This window comes from Mucilaginibacter gossypii, from assembly GCF_900100945.1.
Classification (GTDB): Bacteria; Bacteroidota; Bacteroidia; order Sphingobacteriales; family Sphingobacteriaceae; genus Mucilaginibacter; species Mucilaginibacter gossypii.
In genome coordinates this window covers 395,361-408,122 of the sequence record NZ_FNCG01000004.1, presented here as the reverse complement: position 1 = coordinate 408,122, position 12,762 = coordinate 395,361, and the positions used below count along the sequence as shown (strand labels likewise).

Annotated in this window: 12 protein-coding genes and 5 tRNA genes; all 17 read right to left on the bottom strand. The window is 40.3% G+C overall.

The features are described 5' to 3' along the window. Nucleotides 1-10 precede the first annotated feature (10 nt). The 17 genes from secE to BLS28_RS10705 all read right to left on the bottom strand — a co-directional run bounded on the left by secE (nucleotide 11) and on the right by BLS28_RS10705 (nucleotide 12,692). On the bottom strand, nucleotides 11-205 hold the full coding sequence (gene secE / locus BLS28_RS10785) for a preprotein translocase subunit SecE (RefSeq protein WP_090529653.1): 195 nt from the start codon (nucleotides 203-205) through the stop codon (nucleotides 11-13). Between the two features lie 18 nt (nucleotides 206-223). Next, nucleotides 224-294: transfer RNA gene (locus BLS28_RS10780), tRNA-Trp, on the bottom strand. Between the two features lie 83 nt (nucleotides 295-377). Next, nucleotides 378-1,565, bottom strand: coding sequence for an elongation factor Tu (gene tuf / locus BLS28_RS10775; protein ID WP_091166595.1), 1,188 nt, complete (start codon nucleotides 1,563-1,565; stop codon nucleotides 378-380). A 58-nt stretch (nucleotides 1,566-1,623) separates the two neighbouring features. Then, a tRNA-Thr gene (locus tag BLS28_RS10770) sits at nucleotides 1,624-1,695 on the bottom strand. A 96-nt stretch (nucleotides 1,696-1,791) separates the two neighbouring features. Next, nucleotides 1,792-1,864 (bottom strand) — tRNA-Gly (locus BLS28_RS10765). A gap of 146 nt (nucleotides 1,865-2,010) precedes the next feature. Further along, nucleotides 2,011-2,091: transfer RNA gene (locus BLS28_RS10760), tRNA-Tyr, on the bottom strand. 65 nt (nucleotides 2,092-2,156) lie between these two features. Next, a tRNA-Thr gene (locus tag BLS28_RS10755) sits at nucleotides 2,157-2,229 on the bottom strand. Nucleotides 2,230-2,470: 241 nt separating this feature from the next. Then, nucleotides 2,471-2,818, bottom strand: a complete 348-nt coding sequence (gene hpf / locus BLS28_RS10750; RefSeq protein ID WP_091166593.1) for a ribosome hibernation-promoting factor, HPF/YfiA family — start codon at nucleotides 2,816-2,818, stop codon at nucleotides 2,471-2,473. Between the two features lie 12 nt (nucleotides 2,819-2,830). After that, the gene (locus BLS28_RS10745) at nucleotides 2,831-3,742 is read right to left on the bottom strand and encodes a tyrosine-type recombinase/integrase (RefSeq protein WP_091165947.1); all 912 of its coding nucleotides are present in this window, start codon (nucleotides 3,740-3,742) and stop codon (nucleotides 2,831-2,833) included. 89 nt (nucleotides 3,743-3,831) lie between these two features. After that, on the bottom strand, nucleotides 3,832-4,023 hold the full coding sequence (rpsU, locus tag BLS28_RS10740; protein ID WP_090528691.1) for a 30S ribosomal protein S21: 192 nt from the start codon (nucleotides 4,021-4,023) through the stop codon (nucleotides 3,832-3,834). 265 nt (nucleotides 4,024-4,288) lie between these two features. Next, on the bottom strand, nucleotides 4,289-4,903 hold the full coding sequence (locus tag BLS28_RS10735; RefSeq protein ID WP_091165944.1) for a hypothetical protein: 615 nt from the start codon (nucleotides 4,901-4,903) through the stop codon (nucleotides 4,289-4,291). Between the two features lie 171 nt (nucleotides 4,904-5,074). Continuing rightward, the gene (locus tag BLS28_RS10730) at nucleotides 5,075-6,565 is read right to left on the bottom strand and encodes a SusD/RagB family nutrient-binding outer membrane lipoprotein (protein WP_091165940.1); all 1,491 of its coding nucleotides are present in this window, start codon (nucleotides 6,563-6,565) and stop codon (nucleotides 5,075-5,077) included. A gap of 13 nt (nucleotides 6,566-6,578) precedes the next feature. Further along, complete coding sequence (locus BLS28_RS10725) at nucleotides 6,579-9,764, bottom strand: SusC/RagA family TonB-linked outer membrane protein (protein WP_091165936.1); 3,186 nt, start codon at nucleotides 9,762-9,764, stop codon at nucleotides 6,579-6,581. 585 nt (nucleotides 9,765-10,349) lie between these two features. Then, the gene (locus BLS28_RS10720) at nucleotides 10,350-10,622 is read right to left on the bottom strand and encodes a cytochrome b5 domain-containing protein (protein WP_091165934.1); all 273 of its coding nucleotides are present in this window, start codon (nucleotides 10,620-10,622) and stop codon (nucleotides 10,350-10,352) included. After that, nucleotides 10,619-11,299, bottom strand: coding sequence for a lycopene cyclase domain-containing protein (locus tag BLS28_RS10715; protein ID WP_091165930.1), 681 nt, complete (start codon nucleotides 11,297-11,299; stop codon nucleotides 10,619-10,621). The genes BLS28_RS10720 and BLS28_RS10715 overlap by 4 nt, the downstream gene beginning before the upstream one ends. After that, nucleotides 11,296-11,841, bottom strand: a complete 546-nt coding sequence (locus tag BLS28_RS10710; RefSeq protein WP_091165927.1) for a hypothetical protein — start codon at nucleotides 11,839-11,841, stop codon at nucleotides 11,296-11,298. Before BLS28_RS10710 ends, BLS28_RS10715 begins: the two co-directional genes overlap by 4 nt. Next, the gene (locus BLS28_RS10705) at nucleotides 11,841-12,692 is read right to left on the bottom strand and encodes a phytoene/squalene synthase family protein (RefSeq protein WP_256337395.1); all 852 of its coding nucleotides are present in this window, start codon (nucleotides 12,690-12,692) and stop codon (nucleotides 11,841-11,843) included. The genes BLS28_RS10710 and BLS28_RS10705 overlap by 1 nt, the downstream gene beginning before the upstream one ends. Nucleotides 12,693-12,762: the final 70 nt, after the last annotated feature.

The following is a 12,762-nucleotide window of genomic DNA, read 5'->3' as shown; positions in this document are numbered from 1 at the left end:
TCCCCTGATATTATGTTAGTGATGTGTAAAACAGTTTAAGCAAATAATTAATGATCTGGTCCATACCTAAGATAACCAGCGCAATAATTATAGCGGCAACCAATACCAAAACAGCGCTGCTTTGAAGCTCGCGCCATGTAGGCCAGGTAACCTTTTCGGTTAACTCGATGTATGACTCTTTAATATATTCAGCTACGCCTGCCATTTTTATATTGTGCTTAAGCACGGGAACAAGGATTCGAACCCTGATCAAAGGTTTTGGAGACCTCTATTCTACCGTTGAACTATTCCCGTGTGTTATTTATAATAAGAAAACATAAGTTTGCCGTTGAAGGCTAAACTTATGTTTTCAAATTAACCTTTTTATTGAAATATTATTATTTCAAGATTTCAGTTACCTGACCAGCACCTACGGTACGACCACCTTCACGGATAGCGAAACGTAAGCCTTTTTCCATTGCGATAGCGTTGATCAGTTTTACAGTGATGGTAACGTTATCACCTGGCATAACCATTTCTACACCTGGCTCTAATGAAATCTCACCAGTAACGTCAGTGGTACGGAAATAGAATTGCGGACGGTATTTGTTGAAGAATGGAGTGTGACGGCCACCTTCTGCTTTTGATAATACGTAAACTTCTGCTTTGAAGTCGGTGTGAGGAGTTACTGAACCTGGTTTGCAGATAACCATACCACGACGGATATCAGTTTTCTCAATACCACGTAACAATAAACCTACGTTGTCACCAGCTTCGCCACGATCAAGGATTTTGCGGAACATCTCAACACCAGTTACAGTTGATTTCAAGTTTTCAGCACCCATACCAAGGATGTCAACTTGCTCACCTGAGTTGATTACACCACGCTCAATACGACCAGTAGCAACAGTACCACGACCAGTGATTGAGAATACGTCTTCAACAGGCATTAAGAAAGGAAGATCTGTTAAACGTGGAGGGATTGGGATGTAGCTATCTACAGCATCCATCAACTCCATGATTTTACCAACCCAGGTAGGATCGCCGTTAAGACCACCTAATGCAGAACCCTGGATAACTGGGATATCATCGCCTGGGAATTCGTAGAATGATAATAATTCACGAACTTCCATTTCTACTAACTCTAATAATTCCGGATCATCAACCATGTCAACTTTGTTCATGAAAACAACAAGTGCAGGTACACCTACCTGACGAGCTAACAGGATGTGCTCACGAGTTTGTGGCATCGGACCATCAGTTGCAGCAACTACGATGATTGCACCGTCCATTTGCGCAGCACCAGTAACCATGTTTTTCACATAATCCGCGTGACCTGGACAGTCAACGTGTGCATAGTGACGGTTAGCTGTTGAATATTCAACGTGGGCAGTGTTGATGGTAATACCACGTTCTTTTTCTTCAGGAGCCGAGTCAATTGAATCAAATGAACGAGCTTCTGATAAACCTGCATCAGCCAAAACTTTAGTGATAGCTGCGGTAAGGGTTGTTTTACCGTGGTCAACGTGACCGATTGTACCGATGTTTAAGTGCGGCTTACTGCGGTCAAACTTTTCTTTTGCCATGATCTATAAATTATTTTTGTAGGTTAATTTTAACTTTAATGTATGTTTTATAACACTGAGCCAACAATGGGATTTGAACCCATGACCTCTTCCTTACCAAGGAAGTGCTCTACCCCTGAGCTACGTCGGCTAATTTTTTGTTCATTGGTTCACTCGTTTATCAGTTCATTGGTCTTTGCAGCCGCCACTAATGAACAAGTGAACTAACCGACTAATGAACCAACCGAGCGGAAGACGAGGTTCGAACTCGCGACCTATAGCTTGGAAGGCTATCGCTCTACCAACTGAGCTACTTCCGCTTATTCAGTTTTAGGTTTGCAGTAATCAATTAGCAGCTTAACCGCTCATGACACCCATTCCTCAAACCCTTTTAATCAAGTTAGCAGTTTATAGTTCGGTTAACAAAACTGCTAACTGCGAACTACAAACTGCTTACTTTAATAAGTGGGGGGAGAAGGATTCGAACCTTCGTAGCCGAAGCAACGGATTTACAGTCCGTCCCATTTGACCGCTCTGGTATCCCCCCGGTAGTTATTTCCGGATTTGCGATATCCAAAATTGAAGCTAAATACCTCAATCCGAAAAAAACTGAGCCTCCTATCGGGATCGAACCAATGACCTACTGATTACAAGTCAGTTGCTCTACCAGCTGAGCTAAGGAGGCTTATATTTATCTTGCCTTTCTATTACCTAAACCTAAAGTGGCTTTCGATAACGGAGCGCAAAAGTAATAAGCTTTTTGATATTTTAAAGAACTATTTTAACTTTTTTTCGAGGCGTTAAATACCTCCCCGAAAGGGACTGCAAATCTACAAAAAATAACGCCACGTCAAAATTTTTTATCAAAAAAAATCGGCAGGCTAAAAACCTGCCGATTTAGGCTTAAAACAAGCCTTTTTATAATATTAAAAACCCTCCTCAACTGCCGTTAAAACAGCTTTTTTTGCTGTAGCATCAGCAAGGGCTTTCTTTTGTTTATGCTTTTCAATTTGCTTCCTCAGGCTTTCAACCGCCAAGTCGGTAGCTTCCTCAAAACTCTTACACTTCTCTTTTGCAAATATTTGATTTCCGGGTAGCAATAATTTGATCTCCGTTATCTTATTACATTCATCTTCCACATTCTCAAGCTTTAAGTAAACTTCACCGCTAATAATATGGTCATAAAACGTATCAAGCTTATCAGCTTTTTTCTGAATAAAATCTAAAAGTTTCTTGTCTGCGGTGAAATGAATTGACTGCACTGTAATTTTCATGTTTCCTCCTTTTTAAGCCTTTGGATGGGCGAGTTTATAAATAGATTTTAGTCTTTCAACTGAATTGTGCGTGTAAATTTGGGTTGCGCTCAGGTTAGCGTGCCCCAAAAGCTCTTTAATTGAATTTAAATCGGCCCCGTTATTTAGCATTGTGGTTGCAAAGGTGTGCCTGAGCACATGTGGGCTCCTTTTATTTTGGGTTGATATGTTAGATAGGTATTTTTGCACTATTAAATAAATCAATTTCGGATAAGCATCGGCTCCTTTATTTGTAACGATTAATGTGAAGGAATTGTTATCAAAATTTTGATTTTTCTTTACCTCCATATATTCGGGCAGCAGGGCCTTCAGCTCATTATTAATAGGGATAATGCGCTCTTTGTTACGCTTACCCAGTACCTTTACTACTCCCCCCTCAAAGCTAATATCCTGTTGCTTAATACCTAACAGTTCGGCAAGCCGCATGCCGGTGCCAAACAACAGCTCAATAACAAGCTTATCACGCAGGCCCGGAAAATCATTTGTAAAAATGTCATCCCTATCTAACATTTTTGTGAGGCGCGTATCTTCAACCACTACGGGCAACGTTTTAGCAACTTTTTGCGACCGCACCCTGGATACCGGGTTGGTTTCAACAATACCTTCCTGCAATAAAAATTTGAAGTATTTGCGTAGCGTGGCCATTTTACGGTTAACCGAACGGCCGGTAAGTTTTTGATCAATAAGCTCAACCATCCAGTTACGGATGTCATGGTAGCTTACCTGCGATGGATGGTTAATAACCGGCTCGGGCGCGGGATCGGCACCGCCGGGATTATTTAAAAAGCGCATAAACTGATCCAGATCAGACTGATATGCGGAAACAGTATGCACTGAATACCGCTTTTCGTACTTGATGTACTGGATAAAACGCTCTAAAAACATAAAAAACTATTTATACATCCGGGATTATGAATGTACAAATAGTTTTAATATAGTGTCAAGAAATTATTTAATTCTTTTCAACAAAAAAATTAAACAGTTTCCTGGTTTAAAGTCTGTTTGTAGATAGCATGTTTAACAACATGACGACGGGTTACAGATTTTTTTTCGAAAGCCTGACGACTGCGTAGTTCTCTTAAAACACCTGTTTTTTCGAATTTCTTTTTGAAGCGTTTCAATGCTTTGTCCAATGATTCGCCGTCTTTTACGTTAATAATGATCATAATTCCTAAAATACCTCCTTTCAAGGGAGGGCAAAGATAACCACAATGTTTTGAATATCAAATAGAGAGCGGGAATTATTTTTTGATTTAAAACCAGCTAACTATCTCACGGCAATCTCATTGCTCCAAATAATATTATCTGTTTCCTGCCAAAGCGTTAACCCACGTATATCAACAGGGAGCTGCGAACCCTCAATATATTTGTATAAACACATTCCTATCTTAAAAACTTTTGATTCGAACAATCCGCCTTTGCCCGTATCCGTTAAAAAAGCCGTAGGTATATGAAATACCTTTGTTGATGAGGCGCAACCGTATAAACAGCAGGGTTATTTTTCCAGCATTCCTCCATCAGGGGCGTGAGTAAAAATTTTACGTTTCCGGCATCTGTTTTAAAAACATCAAGCCACGAGCATGACATATTGATATAATTTAATGTATCAGGAGATTGATTGCTCAAAGTTACCGGCATTACCGCATAAAGACATCTGTGTAACTTACCATCGCTATAGCATACGGTATCTTTCATTTGCCTAACGGAATCTTGATTAATAGTTATTATAAACATCCTCCTGTCAGTTTCCGAAAGCGCTGCAAATCCTGCAGGAACCCTACTTACAAGATCATGCCGGTAAAAGCCCGTATTTGTTTTAAATATCCCATCATCCCATCCCGTGCGGATCAATTTCGCGTTCGCATAATTTGTATCTGTGCGAGTACCTATTTGATTATGTATTATAAAGGATCGCTTTAGATATAAATCACTGCTTCTCCCGGCAGGCTTCCCCACGATAATTTCCGCTTGATGTTTTTCTTGACCAGCAACCCGATCGAGAAATAAAAAAAGAATAAACAAAAACAAGATCGGTTTAATGTTCATGATAGGCTTATCAGTTTAAACTAAGATAGCCGGTTTAATGAATAGTATATGTTAAATAGTACTAAATCTGTTTTATTCCATTTTGGAGGATTACACACTTATAATAATTACTATAAACAACAAAGGCCGCCAATGGCAGCCTTTGTTGTTATCATAATCTATAAGCAATAATTATTGTTTATCCCAATATACCCTTGTATTTAATGCATCAGGACCTTGACGGGCTATTACAGCGTTGTAATTAGCTTTATTAAGGTCGTTCTCGGTTTGCGGATATTGTTGCCTGCGCGGGATCTTTTGATCCGGGCTTAATGAACCAGGAACCGGATCAAGTAATTTAGGCAAGCCTGTACGGCGATATTCTGCCCATGACTCCCAACCGTTACCTAAGAAACCTGCAATCCATTTCTGGGTCATGATCTGGTTCATAGCAGTTGCTGCAGAAAATTTAACTGATGCCTGCGCAAGATAAGCGCTTTCATCTGCCGAGCTAACACCGTTTTGCTCCAATGATGCAGCTATACCTTTGTTATAGAAATCGGCAGCAGCGCCGTCACCACCAGCAATCCAGTTAAGGTGAGCAGCTTCGGCCTGGGTAAACATAATTTGTGCGTATGATGTCCAGACTGTTGGTGAAGCCTGGCCGGAAACGGCTAAACCAATCAATGATACGTTACCTGGTTTACTACGTGTTCCTTTATTATAGTTACCCAAAGCATCGCCAAAAGTACCATAAGGTAAACCTACGTAAGTTTTCGATGCTGTTTGCGCAGCATAAACCGGCAACCTTGGGTCTTTAAGATCACTTAAAGTATTAACAACAAGACTGCTTACGGCGTAGTCGTAGCGGCTTCTGTAATTGGTGTAATATGGGTTTTCGTTAGTTTGGATAGCCAAATAATCGTATACGGCGTTGTCATCGTTTGAAGTCATTAAACCGCCTGCTACTGCTTTTGCATATTCAGTTTTACCGGTTGCAGGATCAGCTTTTGATAACCTCAATGCCATAACCGCATGTAACGAGTTAGCCCAATGTTTCCACTTAGTAGCATCTCCACCAAATAAAATATCATTGCTTAAAGCTGCACCGCCGTCAAATTGTGCCTGCGCTTCGTCAAGTTCCTTCATTAAAGCCGCATAAACATCTTTTTGCGCATCAAATGCCGGAGTTAAGCCAGATACGCCATTTAAAGCCTGAGAGTAAGGAATATCACCCCACCTATCAGTAATGGTTAGGTAAATAAATGCCCTTAATATGCGCGCGGCTGCAATCTGGTTAGCATTTGAACCAAATTTAATAGTCGACTGCAGGCTTTTCTTAGCTGGATCCGTATTAAACTGGATCAGTGTCTTCAAGTCCTCAAGTGGACCAGTGTAATAACCCTGGTAGTCATATTGTTTTAACGAAAACTGCGATTCGTTGGTATAAAATGTTTCAGCAAGGTACTGAGAGTATAACTCGCCGGTGAATGCGTTGATATTAGTTGTTGCACCGGCGCCGTTTACACCACCTAAGTATTGCAGCGCACTGGTTAACAGATAACCTGTTTGCGCATTTGGCGACTGGTTTGGGTTAACGTTTAAATCGCCGCCCACTTTACATGAGGCAAGTATAAACATACCAGCCCCGATTATATATTTACTGATATATGATTTTTTCATAATGAAGAACTTGTTAGAATGTTACCTTAATGTTGAAACCTAAGTTTCTTGTGTTTGGCAATTGGCCACCTTCATAAAATGAAGTCTGCAATTGTGATGGGTCAACACCTTTAACTTTTGAATAGATCATCCATGGGTTTTGGGTTGTGATACCAAAGTACGCAGTTTGGAATGGTAACCTGCCTAACATCTTTTTAGGGAACGAATAACCAATGCTCACCTCTCTTAATTTAACGTAAGATGCGTCATAAGTCCATTTTTCCCAAATCTGGCTGTATGATTGCTCGTATAAAGTACGGGTTTCTACATAAGTAGTGTTCGGAGTACCATCAGCATGTACACCTGCTACCAAGGTACCACCACCTTCAGCTACCGGGTTACGTACCGGGTTACCTTTTGCGTTGTTACCTATGGTTTCGATACCTAAGCCCGAACCATTGAGGTTTTGCTGGGTAACTGATACAAATTTACCGCCTTTTTGGAAGTCAAGAGAAAAAGCAAGTACCACGTTTTTGTAGTTAAACGAGTTGGTAAAACCACCTGTATAGCTTGGTAACATGCTACCAAGGTTAACGTTGTCCTGCCTTACCGGAAGGCCATCAGCACCAATTATGATATTTCCTTTGCCATCTCGTGCAAAACCAGATCCAATGATCTGACCATAAGACTGATTAAGATAACCGTTGATACCAAAGCTTGGTGAACCAACAAAGCCAAAGCTTTGAGCGCCGGCAGACTGAACGCCACCTGGGCCATAACCGGCAAGACCGTCGGGAGTTACTTTTACGTTAGTTACACCCGGGTAAAGCGAAACAATTTTGTTGCGGTTAAATGAAACGTTGAAATCAGCATTCCATGTAAAATCTTTCGATTTAATTGGTGTACCTCCAAGGCTGATCTCGATACCGTTATTACGGATAGAACCTGCATTGATAACAACTGTTGAATAACCGGTTGTACCATTAACAGGCAATGATAAGATCTGATCTTTAGTAGTACGCGTGTAGTAGTTAAAGTCAAACTTAACCCTGTCTTTGATGAAATGCAATTCGGTACCAATTTCATATGATGTTGAAAGGCTTGGAGTTAAATTTGCATTTGGCAAAGTATTGGGTACTGTTTGCACAGCATCATTTCCATGCGGAGTAGTGCTTAGGTTATAAGTTGGGTATGTTGAGTAAATAGGCGCGTCAGAACCTAATTTAGCTGCGGATAACCTCAATTTACCAAATGTTAAGATGTCGTTTTTAGGCATCAGCTCGGTAAATACGAATGAACCTGATAAACCGCCATACCAGTATGAGTTGTGGTTAACCGGCAAGGTTGAAGACCTATCGTTACGGGCATTGAAATCAAGGTATAAGAAATCTTTATAGCCAAATGAGGTATAACCGTAATAGCTGTTTACCCTTGAAAGCGCATTGTAGCTAAATGAGGTTGCCGCATTTGCAGAGTTGCTTAAAGTATACAAATCAGGAATTGCTAAACCGCCTACTGTTGCACCTGATAAGTAAGTGTAACGATCCTGACGTGATTCTGCATAAACACCTGCCTTTACAGAAAGGTCTTTAAAGTTATGGCTATAGCTTACGTTACCGACATAGTTATTTTCTTTGTAGGTGTATTGATTTTGAGTGTATGAATCAGGGTTTATTGTACCTGAACCTACTTGTGCACTCGCATCGCGGGTCAATAAATCCTGCCTTGCTATGAATGATGCAGAAATGTCTTTAGTAAACTGATAGCTTAAAGTTAAGTTACCGTAAACGCGGTTGCTGTTTGATTTTGAAGTATTCTCGTAAACCTCAGTGTACGGGTTATCCCAGTAGTGCGGAGTTAAATCGTCAGGGCCGGAAATGTTCCATGATGTAAATGTACCATCGGCCCTTCTATAATTTTTAAGTTTATCAATTTCAACATCCCTGTGAAACCACTGGCTAAATGAACCTATGGTTTGTTTACCATAATCTTCTGAAGGAATGTTGAATGAATTAATTTGCGAAAAGTTAACGTTAGCGCTTGCAGTTAATTTTTTAGTAAGCTTCAGCTCCCCATTTACGCTTACGTTATTACGTTTCTGATCGCTGTTTGGAGTGATACCCGTACGATCTATGTTAGTGTATGAAACCCTCAGGTTATAGTCATCGCCTGCTTTTGAGAAAGCTGCGTTGGTATTGAAAGTAACACCCGTACGGTAAAAATCACGTACGTTATTAGGTTGCGGTACAAATGGTTTCAATTTACCAAAATCTGGATTGGTTGGATCCCAGAAATACCATGGCGCGTAAAGTGTACCATCCATTTTAGGGCCCCAGCTTTCGTCAACACCATAATCATAAATTTTTACGCCGTTAAATTTTGCGTATGAAGCAGGAGAGCCATTAGCAGGGTCATACTGATAAGTATCCCATTTTACACTTGTACCGCCACCATATTCGTTTTGATAGTCAGGTAGCTGATAAACTTTTTCGAAAGTGGTTGATTGATTGATTGAAACACCAACGCCTTTGTTTGCGCCTTTTTTTAATGTGATAACAACTGCGCCTTCAGATGCGCGCTGACCATAAAGTGCCGTAGCAGCAGGGCCCTTCAATACCGAAACTGATTCGATATCATCATTGTTCACTGCGTTCGGATCAGTAATAACACCGTTTACTACATAAATTGGGTTACCTCCAGATAATGAGTTGATACCACGGATACGGATAGTTGATACACCAAATTTTGCACCAGAACCACCTAAAACTTGTACACCGGCTATTTTACCGGCAAGTGCGGTGTTAAGGTCAGATTGCTTGGTAACCGTAAGGTCATCACCTTTAACCTGTTGCGCGGCATAACCCAATGATTTCTGTTGCCTAGTGATACCTAACGCGGTTACGATTACCTCGTTAAGGCCGCGGGCTGATGCTTCTAAAACCACTTTTAGGTTTGCTGAAGCGCCTACAGGTACATCCTGTGTAGCATAACCAATAAAGCTGAATGATAGAACCGCGTTGTTTGGAACGCTGAGTGAAAATTTACCGTCGATGGTGGTTTGGGTACCGGTAGTTGTCCCTTTTATCTTCACCGATACACCCGGCAGAGGAAGGCCGTCCTCCTTGGCTGTTACCGTACCGGTAACAGTGTGATTTTGCGCAAAAAGCTGTGTTACAGCAAATACGAAACTGCACAAAATTAGTAGTAGTCGTTTTTTCATAGAAAAAATTTAGCTAATAGTTAAGGAAGCAAACTTAATAGCCAATGACAAAATAAAACAAATAATGAATGTAATATTTCTTTTACATGAATTTTTTTAACTTCAATGAAGGTTTTAGGAAATAATCAACAAGAAATTACCTTTGCTATCGTTAATACCATATGGCCGTTAGATCCGGCCGGTAATAAGTCAGTTAATATTGTTAATTATAAATTAGGAAAATGCGCGAGGCATTTTCCTAATTTGTTTTATAAGCTCTTGTAAATCACAACACAATAAAATTAACTGTCACGAGAAATCCAACAGAAAAACTACAACTTGCCGGTCCTTAAACTCCCTTTTTACAACTATAAATTGTACCATGCATAGCCTGTTGAAAAAGGTATGACAGGAAGGAAAAACCTTAATTTTTTCATACTCTTCGGCGAGAAACTGCCACGTAACAATAAATTTACATGATTTATCGCATAATATTCCCTACCAATCCGGGCTTTAAATGACGCGGGGATGACAGAAAGAAGAGGGGGCGCCACATTTCAGAAACTATTTAAAAATGTTTTGGGAGTATTTTGTTTAAAAAGCATATCAATCCTTCTCTTCTTCCCCAATAGAGAGGGCGGGGGTGATGAGTCGACCGACCTTTACAAATCTCTCAAATACGGTTTCGGTATGTGGTGCGTCGGCAAGTTCATCTGTCAAATCCTGTCCGGCCCAGTGCTCATAATGTTTTCCGTTTCGCCATAAGCGGCTTTCAGTTACATCATAAATATCACCTTTATAGGCTACCCAGATCCGGGGCTTATCCTGCCCATTGCGTAAGGCCAGTTGTGATTTGTTGTATATTGGCAACTCACTCATTGGCTTAACTTTTGTCGTTTAAAATATTCAAAAAAACCAATGTTCATGAGCAGTAAAGCCATCAGGTAAAAATGATCCTCAAATGGGATGGTGCCAACCCGCTTTCCCAGGTTTTCGGCGTTATTGTACAACACTATTGGTACAGACGTTAATATGCCGTTTACTATATAAAAAGGCAAAAGCGCCACAATGTAAGCAAGGTAATAACGATTAACCCAATCGGCCTTAAAAACGTATTGAATCAGCACCACAAGCAGTAGCAATAAGCCAAACGTAATCTCGGTATAAAGCCGGTCGTGATATAATATCAGCATCAGGATGCTCAGCAATATTACCATACTGCTTATAATGCCGGTAAGCCTGAAAGGCATCAGCCACTTAACATAGTGATTAAGGCAGGCGTAAATGAATATACAGGCAAACGGTACCGTTAAAAAGAATAGCATTTCCTCTAAGGGCAAACCAAAAAACTTAACGCCTATGATGTATGCCGGATTGAACGACCAAACACCTCTTATGGTAAAAAGCACGTCCCAAAACAAAAAAAACAAACCGGTAATGGCCATGCCGGGCCATATAAATTTCCAGGTTTTGTAAAACTGCACCCTTTTATCAAATGAAAGCACAACGGGAAAAAATACCGTTAGCAGGTTGATCAGTAAATAGGTGTATCTCACGTAAGTTCGGTTAAGTGTTTATTGAGTGCCTGGCTTTGGGCAGGAGTACATCTTTTGGAATGAAGCAGGAATTTGATAATCTGGATTGTCAATTCCTTATCGGCCGAGCCATAATTCTTTTTACCCAGTTGGGCTATGATATCCTCAGTATCCGCAGCAAGGTCTTTATTAAAGCCTAAAATAGAAGGCACATTGTGTTCAACAGAAAAGCGCATGAACCTGATCTCGATATTATGCGGATCTTCAATTAATGCCTGCCTAAATACCTTTTCCGATCTGTTAAGATATTTCAATTTTAAATATGGGTTCCAGGCATGTTTGGCTTTTAAGGCAAACAGGCCGCCTATAAAACCATTGACTATACCACTCTTTTCTTTGATACCATTAAGGTTATTAAACAACGAATCGGTGGTTTTGCTTTTATCAATAGCAATAAGCATTTGCTTGCGCAGTACTTTCAGATTGGGTTCTTCGGCTTCAGCCGTTTTCAACCCAAATACCAATGCCAATATGCTGGCTATAAAAAAGATCTTGCTGAACATTAAATAACATTTAACTTTTGCTGCAGAACAGCTTTGATGTACAAACTCATTTTACACAAATCAGAAACCCTGATGCGTTTTTGTAGTATTACATTGGCAGGTGTGTAACTTATTTTTTTAAACAACTGCAGGTAGTAAATATAGGCAATATAAACCCCAAGCCTGGTACCGGCAGGCAGGCATTTTATCCCCTCAAAGGCTTCATCAAAATCGTGTTTAATTTCCGCCTCAATGGCAAGCTTATCATGCTCGGTAAAATTATTGAAATCGACCCCGGGAAAGTATGAGCGCCCACGTTCTGTATAATCTGCCTTAACATCCCTTAAAAAATTGATCTTTTGGAAAGCTGCCCCCAAGCTTCGGGCCTTCGGTACAAGGGCCTGATACTGAATATCATCATTGGTAAAAACACGCAGGCACATCATGCCGATAACCTCTGCCGAACCATAGATATAAGTTTGGTAGCTATCCTCATCATAGGCTTTATTATGCAGGTCCATTTCCATTGATCGCAGAAAAGCCCTGATCAATTCATGATCGATCTCAAACTGGTTAACTACCTGTTGAAAAGAATGAATCACAGGATTAGTGCTGATCCTTTCTTCAATCGCCTTAAAGGTCTCTTCCTCAAAACTGTTGATCAGTTGCTGCTGGTCGTACCCATGAAAGGTATCTACAATTTCATCAGCGTAACGTACAAAGCCGTAAATGGCATAAATAGGATAACGAAAACTTTTATCGAAAGTTCTAATGCCCAGACTAAAGGAAGTGCTATATTTTTTTGTTATAAGTTTACTGCATTCAAAACAAGTTTCATCGTACAGGTTCATCATCGGCACTCGCGTGGTCATTTTTTCAAAAGTACAAATTCAAAGCGGTATTGTTTTTTATAGGCCTAAAACATTTTTCTTATCTTGGGCT

Coding starts and splice junctions, on each gene's coding strand:
- secE (WP_090529653.1), bottom strand. CDS start 205: ATGGCAGGCGTAGCTGAATATATTAAAGAGTCATACATCGAGTTAACC.
- tuf (WP_091166595.1), bottom strand. CDS start 1,565: ATGGCAAAAGAAAAGTTTGACCGCAGTAAGCCGCACTTAAACATCGGT.
- hpf (WP_091166593.1), bottom strand. CDS start 2,818: ATGAAAATTACAGTGCAGTCAATTCATTTCACCGCAGACAAGAAACTT.
- BLS28_RS10745 (WP_091165947.1), bottom strand. CDS start 3,742: ATGTTTTTAGAGCGTTTTATCCAGTACATCAAGTACGAAAAGCGGTAT.
- rpsU (WP_090528691.1), bottom strand. CDS start 4,023: ATGATCATTATTAACGTAAAAGACGGCGAATCATTGGACAAAGCATTG.
- BLS28_RS10735 (WP_091165944.1), bottom strand. CDS start 4,903: ATGAACATTAAACCGATCTTGTTTTTGTTTATTCTTTTTTTATTTCTC.
- BLS28_RS10730 (WP_091165940.1), bottom strand. CDS start 6,565: ATGAAAAAATCATATATCAGTAAATATATAATCGGGGCTGGTATGTTT.
- BLS28_RS10725 (WP_091165936.1), bottom strand. CDS start 9,764: ATGAAAAAACGACTACTACTAATTTTGTGCAGTTTCGTATTTGCTGTA.
- BLS28_RS10720 (WP_091165934.1), bottom strand. CDS start 10,622: ATGAGTGAGTTGCCAATATACAACAAATCACAACTGGCCTTACGCAAT.
- BLS28_RS10710 (WP_091165927.1), bottom strand. CDS start 11,841: ATGTTCAGCAAGATCTTTTTTATAGCCAGCATATTGGCATTGGTATTT.
- BLS28_RS10705 (WP_256337395.1), bottom strand. CDS start 12,692: ATGACCACGCGAGTGCCGATGATGAACCTGTACGATGAAACTTGTTTT.